The 17,361-nt window shown below is 61.3% G+C and carries 16 protein-coding genes; 6 read left to right on the top strand and 10 right to left on the bottom strand.

All coding sequences use genetic code 11. From position 1 onward, the window contains the following. Nucleotides 1-543: 543 nt before the first annotated feature. Nucleotides 544-993: an SsrA-binding protein SmpB gene (smpB, locus tag ABDB84_RS04720; RefSeq protein ID WP_345918538.1), complete on the bottom strand. Its 450-nt coding sequence runs from the start codon at nt 991-993 to the stop codon at nt 544-546. 75 nt (nt 994-1,068) lie between these two features. Between smpB and ABDB84_RS04715 the strand changes: the two genes are divergently transcribed. The 4 genes from ABDB84_RS04715 to ABDB84_RS04700 all read left to right on the top strand — a co-directional run bounded on the left by ABDB84_RS04715 (nt 1,069) and on the right by ABDB84_RS04700 (nt 4,723). Next, a complete protein-coding gene (locus ABDB84_RS04715) occupies nt 1,069-1,503 on the top strand; it encodes a type II toxin-antitoxin system RatA family toxin (RefSeq protein ID WP_345918537.1) in 435 nt (144 codons plus the stop codon). A 23-nt stretch (nt 1,504-1,526) separates the two neighbouring features. Beyond that, nucleotides 1,527-1,847, top strand: a complete 321-nt coding sequence (locus ABDB84_RS04710; RefSeq protein ID WP_345918536.1) for an RnfH family protein — start codon at nt 1,527-1,529, stop codon at nt 1,845-1,847. A gap of 103 nt (nt 1,848-1,950) precedes the next feature. Continuing rightward, complete coding sequence (locus ABDB84_RS04705) at nt 1,951-3,441, top strand: glycosyltransferase family 4 protein (protein WP_345918535.1); 1,491 nt, start codon at nt 1,951-1,953, stop codon at nt 3,439-3,441. Between the two features lie 643 nt (nt 3,442-4,084). Continuing rightward, on the top strand, nt 4,085-4,723 hold the full coding sequence (locus ABDB84_RS04700; protein WP_345918534.1) for a hypothetical protein: 639 nt from the start codon (nt 4,085-4,087) through the stop codon (nt 4,721-4,723). A gap of 268 nt (nt 4,724-4,991) precedes the next feature. On the opposite strand, the gene ABDB84_RS04695 is transcribed toward ABDB84_RS04700, so the two are convergent. The 7 genes from ABDB84_RS04695 to ABDB84_RS04665 form a co-directional block, all read right to left on the bottom strand. Then, nucleotides 4,992-7,220, bottom strand: a complete 2,229-nt coding sequence (locus tag ABDB84_RS04695; RefSeq protein WP_345918533.1) for an MtrB/PioB family decaheme-associated outer membrane protein — start codon at nt 7,218-7,220, stop codon at nt 4,992-4,994. Nucleotides 7,221-7,235: 15 nt separating this feature from the next. Next, complete coding sequence (locus ABDB84_RS04690; protein WP_345918532.1) at nt 7,236-8,225, bottom strand: DmsE family decaheme c-type cytochrome; 990 nt, start codon at nt 8,223-8,225, stop codon at nt 7,236-7,238. 372 nt (nt 8,226-8,597) lie between these two features. Continuing rightward, entirely contained in the window at nt 8,598-9,248 is a 651-nt protein-coding gene (locus ABDB84_RS04685; RefSeq protein WP_345918531.1) for a response regulator, read from the bottom strand. After that, on the bottom strand, nt 9,245-11,281 hold the full coding sequence (locus ABDB84_RS04680; protein ID WP_345918530.1) for a PAS domain S-box protein: 2,037 nt from the start codon (nt 11,279-11,281) through the stop codon (nt 9,245-9,247). The genes ABDB84_RS04685 and ABDB84_RS04680 overlap by 4 nt, the downstream gene beginning before the upstream one ends. A 103-nt stretch (nt 11,282-11,384) precedes the next feature. Continuing rightward, nucleotides 11,385-11,732, bottom strand: a complete 348-nt coding sequence (locus ABDB84_RS04675) for a c-type cytochrome (protein WP_345918529.1) — start codon at nt 11,730-11,732, stop codon at nt 11,385-11,387. Nucleotides 11,733-11,778: 46 nt separating this feature from the next. Next, nucleotides 11,779-12,393 (bottom strand): cytochrome b/b6 domain-containing protein, encoded by a 615-nt coding sequence (locus tag ABDB84_RS04670; protein ID WP_345918528.1) that lies wholly within the window; start codon nt 12,391-12,393, stop codon nt 11,779-11,781. Beyond that, nucleotides 12,386-13,351 carry a cytochrome c3 family protein gene (locus ABDB84_RS04665; RefSeq protein WP_345918527.1) on the bottom strand — a complete coding sequence of 322 codons (966 nt, stop codon included), beginning with the start codon at nt 13,349-13,351 and terminating at the stop codon, nt 12,386-12,388. Before ABDB84_RS04665 ends, ABDB84_RS04670 begins: the two co-directional genes overlap by 8 nt. 350 nt (nt 13,352-13,701) lie before the next feature. Here ABDB84_RS04665 and ABDB84_RS04660 point away from each other — a divergent pair, with 350 nt between their 5' ends. Next, a complete protein-coding gene (locus ABDB84_RS04660) occupies nt 13,702-14,070 on the top strand; it encodes an HU family DNA-binding protein (RefSeq protein WP_345918526.1) in 369 nt (122 codons plus the stop codon). 84 nt (nt 14,071-14,154) lie between these two features. On the opposite strand, the gene ABDB84_RS04655 is transcribed toward ABDB84_RS04660, so the two are convergent. Together ABDB84_RS04655 and ABDB84_RS04650 are read right to left on the bottom strand one after the other, a co-directional pair. After that, nucleotides 14,155-15,189 carry an amino acid ABC transporter substrate-binding protein gene (locus tag ABDB84_RS04655; RefSeq protein WP_345918525.1) on the bottom strand — a complete coding sequence of 345 codons (1,035 nt, stop codon included), beginning with the start codon at nt 15,187-15,189 and terminating at the stop codon, nt 14,155-14,157. Nucleotides 15,190-15,239: 50 nt separating this feature from the next. After that, nucleotides 15,240-15,779 (bottom strand): DUF4124 domain-containing protein, encoded by a 540-nt coding sequence (locus ABDB84_RS04650; protein ID WP_345918524.1) that lies wholly within the window; start codon nt 15,777-15,779, stop codon nt 15,240-15,242. Between the two features lie 108 nt (nt 15,780-15,887). On the opposite strand from ABDB84_RS04650, the gene guaB reads away from it, so the two are divergent. Beyond that, on the top strand, nt 15,888-17,348 hold the full coding sequence (gene guaB / locus ABDB84_RS04645) for an IMP dehydrogenase (RefSeq protein ID WP_345918523.1): 1,461 nt from the start codon (nt 15,888-15,890) through the stop codon (nt 17,346-17,348). Nucleotides 17,349-17,361 lie beyond the last annotated feature (13 nt).

Below are 17,361 nucleotides of genomic sequence, written 5' to 3'. Positions count from 1 at the left end.
TGAGTTGGCGTTGCCAGAAGCACAAACTAGCCACCTTGCGGTAGCGCAGTTTTGAGGCGCATTACATTTTTGCTCGCCGATATATAGACGCGAAGGGCGCGAAGAAAGGCAGAGGTTCGCAAAGAAAAGGCGGTTCTTGCTGCCCTTAGCTGCCTTATGTTTTTCTGCTGCCTGGGCGATGAACTATTCATCGCTTAAAACGGATACGCCTCAACTGAACTGCATGAGCCACATTGCGGCCCTTTGCGCCTTTGCGCCTTTGCGGTGAAGCCAGTGCCTTTGCGCTGAAAGCCTGCGCGCTACCCAAACTCCGTTCGCCCCGTTGCGCGCGCAGCGCGTGTATCGAGGGGCCGGCGAATCAAGGGACGAGTGATCGGAGGCCGGCCTCGATACGACGCTACGCGTCACTCGGCTTGAACGAGTGCTTGCAGGCTCCGGCAGCACAGCAACAGGAAAGCACAACCTCGTCTCCTTTGCGGCCCTTCGCGTTTCCTTCGCGCCTTTGCGGTGAAGGGTGTGCCCTTAGGCCTTGAGATGCCTTTATCAGCGCGCCTTGTCGCGCACCAGGCGTTGTTTCTCGCGCTCCCAGTCGCGCTGCTTTTCGCTGTCGCGCTTGTCGTATTGCTTCTTGCCCTTGGCAAGGCCGATTTCCATTTTCACGCGGCCGCGTGTGTAGTGCAGATCCAGCGGGACGAGGGTATAGCCGGCGCGTTCGACCTTGCCGATCAGGCCGGCGATCTCGTTGGCCTTGAGCAGTAGCTTGCGCGGCCGCACCGGGTCCGGCTTGATGTGGGTGGAGGCGGCCAGCAGCGGGCTGATGTGCATGCCGACGACGACCACCTCTTCGCCGCGCAGGGTCACGTAGGCTTCTTTGATCTGCGTGCGGTTGGCGCGGATGGCTTTGACCTCCCAGCCTTCGAGCACGAGGCCTGCCTCGTAGCGCTCTTCGATGAAGTAGTCGTGAAAAGCCTTGCGGTTGTCGATGATGCTCATTGCTGGATGTGGGCCGGAGAAGAGTGCAAGGGGCGCTTGCGTTAGAATGCTGATTTTAGCAGTCAAGCCATTTCAATGTCGGAAGTCCGAAAAGTCGTCCTGATCGAGCAGACCCCCGCGCGCATGTTCGCCCTTGTCGATGATGTCGAACACTACCCGGCCTTCCTGCCCTGGTGTGGCGGCACCGAGGTCGTCGAGCGCAGCGACACGCTCACCGTGGCCACGCTCAAGGTCAATTATCACGGCATCCGCACGCAGTTCACCACCGCCAATGAAAAGCAGGCGCCGCTGTCGATGAAGCTGCAGCTGCGCGACGGCCCGTTCCGCCATCTCGAAGGCGAGTGGCTGTTCAAGGCGCTGGGCGATACCGCCTGCAAGATCGAATTCCGCCTGCACTACGAGTTCGCCAGCAAGCTGCTCGACAAGGCGCTGAATCCGGTGTTCAGCCATATCGCCAGCACCTTCGTCGAGTCCTTCGTCAAGCGTGCCGAGCAGCTCGACTCCGTATAGATTTGTCTTCAAAGGAAGCCTCCATGTCCGAGCCGATCACCGTCCAACTGTGCTACGCCTTGCCGCACAAGCAGGAGCTGCTGACGCTCAAGCTCGCCGCCGGCAGCACGGTGCAGCAGGCCATCGACGCCTCCGGCCTGCTTGCCCGTTACCCCGAGCTGGATCTGGCGCAGTGCAAGCTGGGCATCTACGCCAAGCTGGTCAAGGCCGACACCGCGCTGCGCGACCGCGACCGCATCGAAATCTACCGCCCGCTGATTGCTGACCCCAAGGAGGTGCGCCGCAAGCGTGCCGAAGAAGGCAAGGTCATGAAGAAGGGCGGCGGCGCTTTGCCGGAGGCCTGAGTGGCTTGCCCGGAAGCGCTTCCCGCTTCTGGCGTGAGGAATGAAGACCGAGGCAGCACAACTCAGCCAGCTGGCATGATTTTTTGAACAACGAGGCGGCGGTATGGCACAGGACGCAGCGTCTGATTCCACTCGACAGCCTGGGGCGACTGGCCAGCGTCGTCGCATCCTCATCATCCACCAGAACTTCCCCGGCCAGTTCCGCCATATCGCCTTGCATCTGCAGCAGTCCGGGGCTGAAGTCGTCGGCCTGGGCCGCGAAACCGCGCCGGGTTTGTCGAATTTCAATTGGTTCAGATACACGCTGCACCGCGAGGTCAAAGCCGATACGCATCCCTACTTGCGTCAGATGGATGCGGCCGTGCTGCACGGTCAGGCCGTGGTGCGCGCCTTTGGCGAGCTCAAGCGCAAAGGCTTTGAGCCCGACACCATCCTCGCGCATCCGGGCTGGGGCGAGACTTTGTATGCCAAAGACGTTTTTCCACACGCGCGCCTGATTCATTTTTGCGAGTGGTACTACAGCAGCGAAGGCGCGGATTTTGGCTTCGACCCGGAATTCCCGACCACGCTCGACGACGCCCTGCGCATCCGCACCTGGAACGCGCTGCACCTGCTCAACCTCGAAAATTGCGACGCCGCCATCGCCCCCACGCACTGGCAGAAAAGCCGCTTCCCGGCGGCGTATCAGGACAAGATTTGTGTCGTGCACGAAGGCATCGCCCTTGATGGCCTGGCGCCTGATCCGCAGGCGGTACTGAGGATTGCGCCGCGCAGCCTGCCTTCCTCTCTCCCGCTCGTGGGAGAGGGGCTAGGGGAGAGGGCAATTGTAGAGGGTGGCGCGTCAGCGCCGGGAGAGGGGCCAGCGCTAGAGTCTGCACAACACCAACTCAGCTTCCACGCCGGCCAACCCCTGATCACCTTCGTCTCCCGCAACCTCGAACCCTATCGCGGCTTCCACCGCTTCATGCGCGCGCTGCCAGCCGTGTTGCGCCAGCATCCCAGCGCGCAAGTGCTCATCCTCGGCGGTGACGAAGTCAGCTACGGCAGCCGCCCCAAGGACGCTGCTAACTGGCGCGAAAAGCTGCTCCGCGAGCTGACACACCCCTCTCCCGTCACGGGAGAGGGGCAGGGGGAGAGGGCGACCGATTCAATAGCCGATCAGAATACAAATACGCTATCCCCCGAACACCTGAACCGCATCCACTTCCTCGGCAAGCTTCCCTACGCCAGCTATAAAAAGCTGCTGCAAGTCTCCGCCGTCCACGTCTACCTCAGCTACCCCTTCGTCCTCTCCTGGTCCCTGCTCGAAGCCATGGCCAGCGGCTGCCGCATCATCGCCTCCGACACCGCGCCGGTGCGCGAAGTGATACGGCATAACGAGAACGGCACGCTCTGCGACTTCTTCGACAGCGCGCAACTCGCCAAGCAGATTCTCAACGCACTCGCCGACCCGCAAGCCGGTGAGCCGCTACGCGCGCAGGCGCGGCTTGATGCGCAGGCTTACAGCTTGGCACGGGGATTGGCGGGTTATGAGGATGTGCTGAGAATGGTGAAAAATAGAAAGGAAGTTTCTGGCGAAGGATGGAGTTCATGAAATGCTGGATTGAACGACAGCAGGCTAGGCATTTGCTGGCGAAGGTCCGTGGGTGCAATAAGCGAAGCGCATTGCAGCGGATGTTTCGCGGTGGCAATCATCGCCTGATGCCCAACTATTTGCGTGCCTGGCGCCCAGTCTGTACTTCTTTTTTCGCGGTGGGTTTGCTGCAACGGCAAGGCAGTGATTTGTCACGCCCCCACATTGATGTGCTGTGACGCATGGTGATGGATCTGAGGTGTCGTTGTCACGACAAGCGATGCGGCCGCGCCTGATGTGTTGACTACGCGCTGAGTGTGCGGGCTGATTCATGCGCAACGCCGCAAGCATAGACCGGGCGGCAATAAAGCGTGTTGACGCGCAGGGTTTGCCGGCAAGTTTTGCCGCGCGGGCTGATGTTGCCCCGGTCTGTTACGAGGTCCCAGAAGATCGTTTTTCGGGGCTCATCTGCCTGGTGGGCATGGAATGAGTCCTGTGTTTCTTGTTTTTGTTTTGTTAATCAATGACTTGTTTGTCTTAACGGTTTATTACCTCTTCAGGCGGGAAAGTGGACGCTGACTTGCAATAGAGGCTTCATCTGCGATCACGTGGCAGGCGAGCGCGATGGTCACCCTCTATTCATCCTTTTCCGGAGCGAGTCATCATGAATGTTTCAAGCCTCAGCAACAGGGATAATCCGGCGCTCAGCAGTCGCGTGGCGCCGAAGAAAGCGGACAAATCGGATGCGGTTGGCGCCCTGATTGCCAACAACAAACCCTCCAAGAGTTCGACGACTGAAAGCACCAGTACTACTGCGCCCGGCACGGTCAATACGACGACGGCAAACTCCGCAGCGGGCAAGGTGCTGCAGCCCCTGGCTGCGGCGGCGAGCAATGCTGGCAAGAGCGCGGCCACCAGCACGGCCACCAGCACAGCAGCAAGCGGCACAACGGCCGGCCCTGTCGCGGAGAAGGAGAACCCGACGGAGCAAGCCCTGCATGCGCTGATCCATAACCTGTTCAGCGCTTTGCAGCAGTCGCAGGGCTCGGCGGCGACAGGCACGCAGACTGCGGCCAGCACCATTGCGGATGGCAGCAGCAGCGCAAGCACCGCGGCAACGGGCAGCAGCCAGTCTGCGACCCAGGACGCCAATGTCATCACCATGAGCCCAGCAGCGCTGGCCAATCTGATCAACGATTTGAACAAGCTGGTCAGCGCGGCAAGCGCAGGCGTGCCACGTGCGCCACAGACCACCGCCAGCGCACCGGCGGCAAGCGGATCCATCGTCAACACGCACTCGTGAGGGGGAGGCGGCATGGAAAAAGGCCGGCTTTCGCCGTAATGCAGTTCAGTTAAGACCTATTCAGTTCTTTGGGCGACGGATTTTCAACGCAAAGGTCGCGAAGAAAGACAGAAGGTCCGCAAAGGAAACCAAAAAATCGTTTCCTTTGTGGACCTTTGCTTTTCCTTTGCGTCCTTTGCGTCCAAAGCCAGCGCATCAAACATGCGCATAGCCTAACTGAACGGTATTGCGGCTTTCGCCTGCCTTTTTGCGTGAAGCGCGCAATGGATCAGAACAGATGCACGTAGCTCAGCTCGATGATGCGCTGGGTATAGCTGGGTGCCTGCTCATTGGTCGGCAGCACGGTGTTGGGCGTGTAGCCGTATTGGTAGGCGTTGTAGTAATAGTCATTGCTGCTCAGGCGTGAGAGTACGTATTGCGCGCGCAGGCTGGAGGTTTTGTCCAGCTTGTAGAGGCCGCTGAATTTGAGTTGCACGGTCTGGCTGGAGATATCCGGCGCGCTGCCACAAGTGAGGGTTGCGGCGGCACTGCAGGTTGCCAGATAGGGTACCTTGGTGCTGTAGGAGGTTTTGCCGACCGAGTAGTTGAGGTCACCGGCAAGTTCCAGCTTGCCGCCGAGCAGGCCTTTTTGCGTGAGGTTCAGACCGAGGCTGTTGTCCTTGTCCTGCAACACATTGCTCCAGGCATTGGCGGGCAGGGCGTTGAGAACACGGAGGTCGCGGCGGCGATATTGCTGCGAGACGTAGACTGACAGCGTGCCCTTGTCGCTGTAGGCATAGCTGGAGTCGAGGCTGATGCTCCAGCCGTCGCCGTTTTGCACGCCGTAAGTGGAGTCGTCGTAACGGTCGCCCGTGTAGCGGCCGGAGAGGCCGAGCGAGAGCGCTTCGCTGGCTTGCCAGTTGAGGCTGGTCTTGAGCACTTGCTCGGTGCGCGAGGCATCGAAGAAGGGGTAGAAGCCGTAGAAGTCGCCGCCATTGACGCCCGCACCGAGGGTGCTGGTGTTGCCGGAAAAGGCGGCTTTGGCATAGCGATCAGAGTCGGTGCGGCGATGGTCGTAGCTATAGCCGATACGCAGATCGAGGCTGTCGAAGGCGCGGATGCGATAGCCGCCGTCGATCTTGCTATCGGAGGTGGCGGTGGCGACCACGCAATTGGTGCCGGCCGGATAGGTCGCGCTGACTGCGTACTGGCCGCACCAGCGATGCGTTTCCTCGTGCGTGTAGGCCAGGCGGGCACTTTGCTCGCGGCTGATACGGTAGTCGCCGGCCAGCTCGTACTGGGTCTTTTTCACGCTCAGCGGGGTGTTCGGATAGGCCGCCACGTCGTTGGCATTGATCGCATTGAACTGATAGATATTCGATGCCGTGCGGTTGTTGCGTTCATTGAGCTTGGCGCTGAGGGAGAGATTCAGGTTCTTGATGTCCTGATTGCTCAGCTTGAGTGCCATGTTCTTGGTGATCACGCGGCCGTCCAGCGAGCTGGTCGGCAGTGCGGCGTTGAGCATGCCGGGGTCGGCGTAGAACGATGCGTTCTGGGTATTGCGACCGTAGGACAGGCTGCCGGTCAGCTTGGTCTTGCTGGCCAGGGCGTAGTGTCCGTCAAGATTGAGCTGGTGCAGATCATTGCTCGGCGCGGTCGCCATGTTCTGCATGGTGGTCGCACCGGCGTAGGTCTGGAAGCTCAGCCGGTCGTTGTTGTTGCGGAAGTACGAACCGTAGTACGAGCTGGTGAGCAGGCCTTTTTCACCCTTCCAGCTCAAGGCCAGATTGGTGGTGTCGGTACGGTAGTCGGTGGGCATCGGCAGGATCGAGATGGTCTGCGCAGTCGCGCCGCCCGCCTTGGAGGCGGCACCGACGGCGATCAGCTTGGCACCGCTCTGCTCAAGGCGATTGAAATCGGCATTGAAGCTCAGCTGCGGGCTCAGTTCGATGCCGCCAGCCACCGAGGTGTTCTCGCGTGTGCTGTAGATCTTTTGTGTCTGCATTGCCGACAGCTGGGTGGCACTGAGGGCGTTGGTATTGCTGGCCAGACCGAAATTGCTCGGCAGTACGAAGCTGCTGCCGCCCATGCTGCCCTGATACGGCGTCTGGTAGCTGTCGCTGATGTTGTGGCGCAGGCTGTCGTAGCCGAAGCCCAGATTCCAGCTGCCCTGGCGCGCCAGCGTAGCAGCGATGGCGCGTGAGCTCAGGCCCAGGTCGGTGCCGCTGAGTGACCAGCGGGTGATGCCGCCTTCCTCGTTTTTGCTGTAAGCGTCGCCGCCGCGCACATCGAGATTGAGTTTCAGATGCGCGCCGCGCTCGTCGAGGCCGTTGTATTCGCCGGCCTTGGCTGAACCCCGCGAGCTGTTGATGGCGCCGATCTCGACGTAGTTGCTCGGGTGCTTGAGGGCAAAGACTTCGTCATTGTCATCTTCAGCGCGTGCCTGCATGGACAGCAGTGCTGCACTGACAGCAAGAAAGACGTGGCTCAGTTTGATCGTATCGTTACGGAAGTTCATGGCTGTCTCCGGCAATCAGCGCAACAAGTAGCCGCCAGCGGGGCTGTTGGACCCGTGGACCTGGCTGTGGCAGTTGGTGCAGGAACGTCCGGTGGCACTGCCACTCGGCGTGCCGGTGAAGCCACCTTGTTTGCCAGCCATGTTGGCGGCCGCCGGGTTCCGGCTGATGTGGGTGCCGTCATGACATTCGCTGCACAGCACCGGCGCCCGCGACTTGAGCAAGGGCGTGATGTTCGAACCGTGCGCGGTGTGGCAGCTGGCGCAGTCTTCAACCACCGGCTGGTGTTCGAACAGCATCGGACCGCGCTTGTCGGCGTGGCACATGAAGCAGGTTTCGTTGAGCGTGTTCTTCTTGAGCAGCTTGGGGCCGATGGCGCCATGCGTGTTATGGCAGTCGGAGCAGGCGACCTTGCCGTCCTTGACCGGGTGCGCCGAGATCTTGTGGCTGTCGGCGCGTTGCTCCTTGTGGCAGGCGAAGCAGGCATCGGCTTGCGTTTTCTTGTTGAGCACCTTGTCGTGTGGCGTGTGCGAGACGTGGCAATCACTGCAGGCCACGCCATTGACCTGGTGCTGGCTGCCATCCCAGTTGTTGTGCTTGGTACTGTTCTTGTGGCAGCTCATGCACTGCGCATTGCGAGCCGTGTCCTCGGAGCTGGGATAGGCGCCTTTCTTGAAGACCACATCCGGCGAGGGACGTCCCTTGACCTTGGGGTCACCCTTGACGTGCTTGTCGCTGTCGCCGTGGCAGGACTGACAGCTTGGCGTGCGGCTGTCGCCACGTACTCCATGCTTGGTCTGGTAGAGAGAGAGCACGGGTGCTGGCTCGTTCTCGTCGTGGCAGCGCGTACAGATGGCGTCCTTCTTCAGCGCGTTGCTGGCCGCGGTGCTACGGGACGGCGTGCTGCCCAGATCGGGCAGGACGATGTCGGCGGCCTGCAGCAAGGGCGCAGCGAGAAGCCCGCTGGCGACGATGGCGGCCATCAAATATGTTCGGATCAAGCTCATGTTTCCCCCGGGCTGCTGCTGCGGTGCGTATGCCGGCCGTATGGCCGCGGCATGCTTACCTTGAGTGGCTGTACGAAAACCCGCTGCGGCGCTCAGACGGCACAGGTTTTCGTGGCAATGCTGTGCTGACAAACCTGCAAAGGCGCGTATGGGCCGTTTGCGGTGTATCTGATCTCATTGCCAGACCGGCGTCCTCTGCGTGGGGCGCCTGGTTTGCTTTTCTCTGCTCGGGGGCGTCAGTCGCTTTCGTGCCGCGCAGGACACAGCGATTGACTTTCCTTAACCTGGATTATCGTTGCCTGTCCGGGGGAAGGCTGTAGGAGGCTGATGAAAATGGGCATAGGAATACTCCTATGTGGCCCCTAAGCCTCATCAGCCTTGCCGTACGTCAAGGAGCTGGTGCTCGATGGCATAGCGCACCAGATCGATCTGGTTGCTCATTTCCATCTTGGCGAGGATGTGTGATTTGTGGGTGCTGACCGTCTTGATGCTCAATGAGAGTTCATTGGCGATCTCGGTCAGGCTGATGCCGCGCACGATGCGCGTGAAGATCTCGTATTCGCGATCACTCAGGCGGGTATGTGGCAGATTGTCGTCATGCCGCGTGATCTGCTGCATGACCAGCAGTTCGGCCACGCGGGTACTGAAAAAAGTGCCACCGGCCGCAACCTTGCGCATCGCCGGCAACAACAGGTCGCCATCATCGTCTTTCGATAGATAGCCGGCGGCGCCGACGCGCAGTGCGCGCAGGGCATATTGCTCTTCGGGATGCATGCTGAAGACGAGGATCGGCAGCTTGGCTCGCTCGGCCTTGATCAGCTTGATCAGCTCCAGACCATTGCGCCCCTGCATCGACAGATCAAGCACCACCAGGCCCCAGTCGCGCTCGCGCACCTTGTCGAGCGTCTGGTTGCCATTGCAGGCCTCGCCGGCAACGACCAGGTCTTCAGTGTCGGCGAGAATCTTGCGCAAGCCGTCGCGAATGATGGCGTGATCATCGGCCACCAGTACCTCGATTGTCATGCCGTTTCCTCCTCACTCCTGGCGCTGCAGCAAGGCAGCGTGACTTCAATCGTCGTCCCGCACAGCGCTTCGCTGCGGATACTGAACTCTGCGCCCATGGCGCTGGCGCGTTCGCGCATGCCCAGCAGACCGAAGCCCTCGCTGCGTGCGTCTGGCTGCATGCCCTGGCCATTGTCGGCAATGCGCAGCACCAGCTTGTCATCGGCTTTGAGCAGCTGGATGCTCACCTCGCTGGCGGCGGCGTGGCGTGCCACATTGGTCAGTGACTCCTGCACGATGCGATAGAGCGCTGTGGCCAAGCCAGGCTCGCTGACTTCGTCGGCCGCGTCCAGTTGCAGTTTCACCTGCAAGCCGCTGCGCTTGGCGAATTCGCGCGCCTGCCAGGCCACGGCTGCGCCAAAGCCCAGATCGTCGAGCACCAGCGGGCGCAGTTCGGTGGCGATGCGGCGTACGGCGCCCATGGCTACGTCGAGCATCTGGCGCATCTCGTCGATCTTGTCCGGGGTGACTGCACGGCCTTCCTTGAGGCGACCGCTGAGCCAGGAGAGTTCGAGCTTCAGCCCGGTCAGCTGCTGACCCAATTCGTCGTGCAATTCATGGGCGATGCGCGAGCGCTCCTGTTCGCGCACGTTCTGCAACGAGGCCGACAGGCCGCGCAGCTGCTGGTTCATCTCGCGCAGCTCGCGTTCATTGCGGCGGCGTTCGGTCACATCGCGCAGCACCGAGGTCATCTGTTTCTTGCCGCCGATCAGGGTGTGCGAGATGGTCGATTCAATCGGGAACTCGCTGCCATCCGCGCGCACGCCGATGATCTCGGTTTGCGGCGACATGCTGCGCGTGCCACCCTCCAGATGCGTGAAGCGCGTGACATGGTGCTGGTGCGCCGCCTGCAGGCGTTGCGGAATCAGGCAGGAGAGTGGCTTGCCGATGATGTCCTTGGCGTAAAGCTGGAACATGCGCTCGGCCGCCGGGTTGAAGAGCTGGATCAGCTGGTTCTCGTCCACCGCGACGATGGCATCCATCACCGAGTCAACCGTCTGGTAGTAGCGTTCATGTGCCTCGCTCAGCTCGCGAGCGAGGCGTCCCTCACGCGCAATCTCGGTGATCAGCAAACTCGCGACGGCGGCAATGAACAGGCTGGCCAGTGTTGCGCCGAGCGCAATCGGCAGGGCTGTGCCGCGCCAGGCTTCGAGCGCTTCGCTCTCCTCGTTGATGACGCTGATCAGGAACGGGAACTGGCGCACGCGGCCGATCGTGAAGGCCTCTTCCTTGCCATTGGCTTTCTTGCGGTAGCCAAAGTCGACGCCGTCCACGGCATCTGCCAGCGTGTGCTCGGCGATCTCGCTGGCGCGTGTGCCGATCATGTTGTCGCGTGGCGGATTGCTGGCGACCAGGGTGCCATCGTTGAGGTAGAGCGCAACCGGACGTGCGTAATCGAGCTTGAGCAGGGAGTACAGCGCTTCGAAGTGGGCAGTATTGACGGCAGCGACGACGAGGCCCTTGAAGTTGCCTTGCGCGTCGTTGAAGCGGCGCGCCATATGCAGGGTCCAGCGCTGGTCGATGCGCCCGCGCACCGGATGATCGACGAACAGGCCCGGATCCTTGGCGCTTAGGAAAGCTTTGAAATATTCGCGGTCGGCCACCGAACCGTTGTGTGGTATTTCGCGCGATGTATTGACGACACGTCCGTTGTGATCGACGACGAACAGCGAGTTGAGATGGCGAACGCCCGAGGCCCGCGTATTGAGCAGCAGGTGAACGGCGGCGCTGTCGAGTGCGAGCTGTCGTCCATAGCTGTTCTGCAAACGTTCTTGCAGGTTTTGCAGCAGCAAGTCGGTACTCTCGAAGCTCTGCTCGCTCGCCTCCATGAACATGCGCGTGACGCTGACCGTCTCCAGCCGCGTGTGAGCCAGTTCGCGGGCGCGCAGATCCCACAGCGAGAAGGCGCTGGAGACGAGGATGGCGAGGATCGCCAGCGCCGCCAGGACGCTGATGGCATGAGTGGGGCGTGCGTTCCAGCGAGTCAGTTGCATGCCTTGAACGGCCTTCGCAGAAAGGGCTCATGCGTGCTGCATGAGCAATGCGCCAATCGCTGGCCGGCGGCACCCGGGCGGGCCGCCGGGGAATCGCGTCAGCTTACTTGGCTTGCGCGCGCAGCCAGGCGATGAGGTTGTCGATCTCGGCCTTGTCCTTGGTCTTGAGCATCTTGTGATCCTCTTCCGAGCCGTCTTGCAGCTTGACCTTGGGGCCGGTGGTAAGGTGTTCGAGCAGCTTGGCGTCAGCATCCTTGCCCTTGAGCTTGCTGGCGATTTCCTTGAAGGACTTGGCTTCCTTCGGCTTGTCGATACCGTGGCACTTCAGACAGCCTTCTTTCTTGGCCAGTGCCTGTGCTGCGTCGGCATCCACGGCGCTGCTGGCGATGCTGCTATAGAACAGGCTGCCCAGGGCGAGGAGCAGGCTGGTGGCGATGGTTTTGCTTTTCATGTCGTGGCTCCGATCAGGATTGTGAGGGGCGGGCGTCTGCGGGCACTCAGTGCTCGTGCCAGCCGGTAATCATGGTTTTGAACAGACTGGTCACCGTCTTGCCCATGGTGCCCAGATAGATATGCGCGATGGCGAACAGGATGATCACGCCAGCGGACAGGTAATGCAGCACAGCCACCGGCAGCAGGCCATCGACGCCGAACAGCTTGTCCGGCGCCCATTGCGGGTAGAGGAAGATCAGCCCGGTGAGCACCGTCACCGGCAGCACGGCATACATGATGAACCAGTAGGTGATCGCCTGCAGCGCGTTGAAATTGACTTCCTTGGTCACCGGAAAGGGCTCCTGCTCTCCCTTGAACACGCCCCAGCAATAGAACTGCGTTTGCTTCCAGCAGCGCTGGAGAATGCCGGGCGGCTTGGGCACGTACTGCCACCAGTTACCGCTGATGGCATTGGCGACGACAAAGCCCGCATACAGAATGGCCAGTGCAATGCCGGCAAAGTTGTGGATGCGTACGGCCAGCGAGAATTCGACCAGCAGCGCGCCCGGGCTGGCGAAATGGATGCTGGTACCGGTGATGCCCAGGGTGATGATCAGCAGGGCATTGATCCAGTGCCAGATGCGCAACCACAGTGGTAGCAGGTAGATGCGTTCAGTCATGCTGTTTTCTCCGGCGCAGGCGCGTCGTGATGATGCGGATCAGGCCATGTGCCAGCACGCCCAGCAGGGTCAGCGCGGCCAGACCGATGAACAGCGTGTCGAGCAAGGGATTGCGTGTGGCGCCGATGACGTAGGACTTGCCCAGCATCACGCTGTTGAGGAAGCCGTATTTCTGCTGCTCGTCCTTGGCCAGGTAACGATACAGGCGCAGATTGAGCTGGCTGTTGACGCTGTGGCAGGTGACGCAATTGCGCTCGGCCTTCTTCTTGTCGACGATCTCGTGCGAGAGCATGTCCTTGTTGAGCGGCGTGTGGCATTCGACGCAACGGACCGAGCTCCAGTGCAGGCGCGTATTGGGCAGCCAGGCGTGGATCTCGTCGATGGCCGGGCGCACTTTCTTTTCCGGCGCAAAGCGCGCGAAGGTCTGGTCGGAGTCGTGGCAGCCCAGGCAGATACGATTGTCCTGCGCGACGATCTTGCCCGCATCGGTCTGGTTCTTGGCGACGCGGATGACATGCAGATCATGGCAGGTGGTGCAGCTGAATTTGTCGGCCAGGTGCTTGGCGTGCACCGACTTGTCGAACTGCGCCTGGATGATGTCGGTCTTCTTCTGGTGGCAGTCCGAGCAGTTGGATGTGTTGTCCTTGGCATCCTCGGCATGCGGGAAGTCTTCGTAACCCTCGGTGTGGCACTTGGTGCAGGCGAATTTGCCGTGGTCGGCATTCTGCAGCGCCAGCGGGTCGATCAGTACCTTGCGCAGCTTGGCAACATCGACACCTTCCTGCGGGTGTTCAAGTCCTTGAGGGCTGTGGCAGGACAGGCATTGCGCATTGACCTTGCGTGCCTTCTCCAGCGCAGCGGGGCTCATGCCGCCCTCTGCATGTGCCGCCGGTACGAGGCCGCATAACACCACCAGATACAGCGCGAGGCGCAGCAACTTGGCAAGGGATGTGTTCATGGGCGGCAATCTGTGATCATTGATGAAGGTGCTGGGGGCGCTCGCGCCTCTGGCTGACATGCTGCAGGTGACAGGCAGGCTGCCTGACTGTCGACACCGATTATCCGCGCCGCTCTCGGCGCTGGCTGTAGGACGGCGATGAAATTGGCCATAGGAAATGTCCTATGGCAGTTCAGGAAAGGCGCGGAAGGCCCAATGCACGGGCAGCGCAACAGAAAATTTCAGATTGCGACGGCCGGTAACGGCACGCGGGCTCCAGCTTGGGTAAAATCAGGCGCTTGCTGAACGCAGGCCGGTGCGAGATCCGGCGCCGGATCAGCAAACAAATTTTTCTGAGAGGATGGACATTCATGGCAACAGCGAAGAAGGCTGCGACGCCGGCGGCAACGGCCGCAGTCGCAATCAAGCCGGTGAAAGACACTTTCACCAAGGCAGCACTCATTACGCGTCTGGCTGAGCAATCTGGCGTTGAAACGAAGTCGGTCAAGGCTGTCCTGGCTGCACTCGAAACCACGCTGCTGGGTTCGCTTCACAAGAAGGGCGCAGGTGAATTCACGCTGCCCGGTCTGCTGAAGATTGGCGTGCAACAGATCCCGGCGAAGAAGAAGCGCTTCGGCAAGGACCCGTTCACGGGTGAAGAGCGCTGGTTCGATCCGAAGCCGGCAAGCGTCCGCATCAAGGTGCGCGCACTCAAGAAGGTCAAGGACGCAGCGCTGTAATCCGGCGTCTGTGCATCAAAGAAAAGGCCGCTGCGTGAGATCACGCAGCGGCCTTTTTTCATCCGCGTCCGGCGCTTGTGTGTCTCAGCGCAGCGGCGGCGCGTAGAGAATGCCGCCCTTGTTCCACAGATTGTTGAGACCACGCGGCAGCTTCACCACCGACTTAGGGCCGAGGTTGCGCTCGAAGATCTCGCCATAGTTGCCGCCCGCCTTGATGGCGCGATAGGACCAGTCCTTGTCCAGGCCAAGCAGCTTGCCGGTGTCTTCAGCGGTGCCGATCAGGCGCTGCTGCACGGGGTCTTTGCTCTGCACGCGCAGGGCGTCGATATTGACCTGGGTGATGCCGTTCTCTTCCGCCTCGATCAGCGCGAAGGCCACCCATTTGACGATGGCGAACCAGTCATCATCGCCGCGCCTGACCACCGGGCCCAGCGGTTCCTTGGAGATCACTTCCGGCAGGATGACGTAGTCATCCGGGTTCTGTGCTTCCTTGTTGCGCAGACCGGCCAGACCCGAGATGTCCGTGGTGTAGGCCTGGCAGCGGCCGGAGAAGAAGGCCTTGAATGCGGCTTCGAAGCCCTCGAACACCACCGGCTTGACCTTCACGCCCTGGGCGCGGAAGTAGTCGGCCAGGTTCTTCTCGTTGGTGGTCCCCGATTGCACGCAGATCTCGGCATTCTTGAGCTGCTTGGCGCTCGTCACCTTGAGCTTCTTGGGCACCAGGAAGCCCTGGCCGTCGTAATAAGTGATGGCGGTGAAATTGAAGCCCAGCGAGGCGTCGCGGCTCAGCGTCCAGGTGGTGTTGCGCGCCAGTACATCGACTTCGCCGGACTGCAGGGCGGTAAAGCGCTGCTGTGAATTGAGCGGCACGAAGCTGACCTTGTTCGGGTCATTGAGCACGGCGGCGGCGACGGCGCGGCAGAAATCGGCATCGAGACCGGACCACTTGCCCTGGCTGTCGGGCAAGGAGAAACCGGCGACGCCGGTGCTGACACCACACTGCACGCTGCCGCGCTGTCGGATGCTGTCGAGGGTTTTGCCGGCATGGGCGAGCGGGCTGAGCAGGCTCAGCACCGCCACGCTGGCGAGCAGGCGGATGGGGCGATCGAGATTCAACATATTGAAAAATCCTTTGGAGGCTTGCGATTCGGAGGCAGCGACATTGTCGCTTACTTACAGTCGCGCGCCAGTTGTTGACTCAGGCGCTCAGCCTCTTGCTGGCGTTGTGCGCTATCCATCACGTCGGCCTGGCCGCTGGAATTGGCGCGTGCCACGCGCAGATTGTTGTTGCCAAGCATGGCCTGGTTGTTACGCAGGCTCTCGCAGTAGCGTTTCTTTTCTTCTGCTTGAGCATCGGCCGCTTTTTTCTTGGCCGCGGCTTCCTGCTCGGCGGCCTTGCGTTGCTTGTATTCGAGGTCCTTGTCGGCCCAGCTCTTGGGGCCTGACTGCGCCGCCGGGGCCGACTGTGCATCCGCCTTGGGCGCCGATTGCGTGGCATTGGCGACGGGGCTGGCGGCCGGTGCGCTGCTGCTCAGCGGCGCGTATTTGGGGCCTTTGCTGGGCGGCGCCTTGATCGGCGTGGTGTTGTCGGGTGGCGGCTGGTCGGAGAAGTGCATGCGACCACTGGCGTCTTTCCAGGAGTAGATCTGGGCGCCCGCCGAAGCGGCCAGCAGCATGCTGAGAAGGGCAATCAGGGTACGAACCGACATCGGGAATCTCCTGCCAAGAATGGCCAGATACTGCGCTGCCTTGCACGGGTTTTGCCAGCAGCGCCTGACGAACGTATAATAGGCATTTGCTGAGGAAGGATTATAGACATGCGTTTGGTCCAGAAGGCGCTGACGTTTGATGACGTCCTGCTGGTTCCCGCCCACTCCGATGTCATGCCGCGTGATGTCAGCCTCGCAACGCAGCTCACGCGCAACATCCGGCTCAATATTCCCCTGGTTTCTGCTGCAATGGACACGGTGACCGAGTCCCGTCTGGCTATTGCGCTGGCTCAGGAGGGCGGAATCGGCATCATCCACAAGAATCTGACGGCCCGTCAGCAGGCGCAGGAAGTGGCGCGCGTCAAGCGCTTCGAGTCCGGTGTGCTGCGCGATCCGATCACCATCCCGCCGCACATGTCGGTGCGCGAAGTCGTCGCGCTGACGCGTCAGCACCGCATTTCCGGCGTGCCGGTCATGGACGGCAAGCGCGTGGTCGGCATCGTCACCAATCGCGACCTGCGCTTCGAGATCAATCTCGACCAGCCGGTGTCGGCGATCATGACGCCCAATGAGCGTCTGGTCACGATCAAGGAAGGCGCTTCGCTCGAAGAAGCCAAGGCGCTGATGCACAAGCATCGCCTGGAGCGCGTGCTGGTGCTCAAGGACTCCGGCGAGCTCTACGGCCTGATCACCGTCAAGGACATCCAGAAGTCCACCGAACACCCCTTCGCCGCCAAGGACCAGCACGGTCGTCTGCGCGTCGGCGCAGCCGTGGGCGTGGGCGAGGGCACCGAAGAGCGCTGCGAGCTGCTCTCGGATGCCGGCGTTGACGTGATCATCGTCGACACCGCGCACGGTCACGCACAAGGCGTGCTCAACCGCGTCAGCTGGGTCAAGAAGAATTTTCCGCACATCGAAGTCATCGGCGGCAACATCGCCACCGGCGCCGCCGCACTGGCGCTGCGTGATCACGGTGCGGATGCGGTCAAGGTCGGCATCGGTCCCGGTTCGATCTGTACCACGCGCATCGTCGCCGGTGTCGGTGTGCCGCAGATCACCGCCATCGACAATGTTGCGACCGCGCTGGCCGGCACCGGTGTGCCGCTGATTGCCGACGGCGGTATCCGTTACTCCGGCGATATCGCCAAGGCGATTGCCGCAGGCGCCAACTGCGTGATGCTTGGCGGCTTGTTCGCCGGCACCGAAGAAGCGCCGGGCGAGACCGTGCTGTTCCAGGGCCGTTCCTACAAGTCCTATCGTGGCATGGGTTCGCTGGGCGCAATGCAGCAAGGCTCGGCCGACCGCTACTTCCAGGACGCCGAGAACAATGCCGACAAGCTGGTGCCGGAAGGCATCGAAGGTCGCGTCGCCTACAAGGGGCCGGTCGGTGCCGTGATCCTGCAACTGACCGGTGGCCTGCGTGCTTCCATGGGTTATGTGGGTTGCCCGAGCATCGACGAGATGCATCGTCGTGCCGAGTTTGTCGAGATCACTTCCGCCGGGATCCGCGAGTCGCATGTGCATGACGTGCAGATCACGAAGGAAGCGCCTAACTACCATCAGGAGTAGTTTTAGGGGCTAG

This window comes from Uliginosibacterium sediminicola (assembly GCF_039631295.1).
Classification (GTDB): Bacteria; Pseudomonadota; Gammaproteobacteria; order Burkholderiales; family Rhodocyclaceae; genus Viridibacterium; species Viridibacterium sediminicola.
This window is presented reverse-complemented; position numbering and strand designations above follow the sequence as displayed.

What these genes read in the sequence shown, in the direction of transcription:
- smpB (WP_345918538.1), bottom strand. Translation starts at nt 993, where the DNA reads ATGAGCATCATCGACAACCGCAAGGCTTTTCACGACTACTTCATCGAA.
- ABDB84_RS04715 (WP_345918537.1), top strand. Translation starts at nt 1,069, where the DNA reads ATGTCGGAAGTCCGAAAAGTCGTCCTGATCGAGCAGACCCCCGCGCGC.
- ABDB84_RS04710 (WP_345918536.1), top strand. Translation starts at nt 1,527, where the DNA reads ATGTCCGAGCCGATCACCGTCCAACTGTGCTACGCCTTGCCGCACAAG.
- ABDB84_RS04705 (WP_345918535.1), top strand. Translation starts at nt 1,951, where the DNA reads ATGGCACAGGACGCAGCGTCTGATTCCACTCGACAGCCTGGGGCGACT.
- ABDB84_RS04700 (WP_345918534.1), top strand. Translation starts at nt 4,085, where the DNA reads ATGAATGTTTCAAGCCTCAGCAACAGGGATAATCCGGCGCTCAGCAGT.
- ABDB84_RS04695 (WP_345918533.1), bottom strand. Translation starts at nt 7,220, where the DNA reads ATGAACTTCCGTAACGATACGATCAAACTGAGCCACGTCTTTCTTGCT.
- ABDB84_RS04690 (WP_345918532.1), bottom strand. Translation starts at nt 8,225, where the DNA reads ATGAGCTTGATCCGAACATATTTGATGGCCGCCATCGTCGCCAGCGGG.
- ABDB84_RS04685 (WP_345918531.1), bottom strand. Translation starts at nt 9,248, where the DNA reads ATGACAATCGAGGTACTGGTGGCCGATGATCACGCCATCATTCGCGAC.
- ABDB84_RS04680 (WP_345918530.1), bottom strand. Translation starts at nt 11,281, where the DNA reads ATGCAACTGACTCGCTGGAACGCACGCCCCACTCATGCCATCAGCGTC.
- ABDB84_RS04675 (WP_345918529.1), bottom strand. Translation starts at nt 11,732, where the DNA reads ATGAAAAGCAAAACCATCGCCACCAGCCTGCTCCTCGCCCTGGGCAGC.
- ABDB84_RS04670 (WP_345918528.1), bottom strand. Translation starts at nt 12,393, where the DNA reads ATGACTGAACGCATCTACCTGCTACCACTGTGGTTGCGCATCTGGCAC.
- ABDB84_RS04665 (WP_345918527.1), bottom strand. Translation starts at nt 13,351, where the DNA reads ATGAACACATCCCTTGCCAAGTTGCTGCGCCTCGCGCTGTATCTGGTG.
- ABDB84_RS04660 (WP_345918526.1), top strand. Translation starts at nt 13,702, where the DNA reads ATGGCAACAGCGAAGAAGGCTGCGACGCCGGCGGCAACGGCCGCAGTC.
- ABDB84_RS04655 (WP_345918525.1), bottom strand. Translation starts at nt 15,189, where the DNA reads ATGTTGAATCTCGATCGCCCCATCCGCCTGCTCGCCAGCGTGGCGGTG.
- ABDB84_RS04650 (WP_345918524.1), bottom strand. Translation starts at nt 15,779, where the DNA reads ATGTCGGTTCGTACCCTGATTGCCCTTCTCAGCATGCTGCTGGCCGCT.
- guaB (WP_345918523.1), top strand. Translation starts at nt 15,888, where the DNA reads ATGCGTTTGGTCCAGAAGGCGCTGACGTTTGATGACGTCCTGCTGGTT.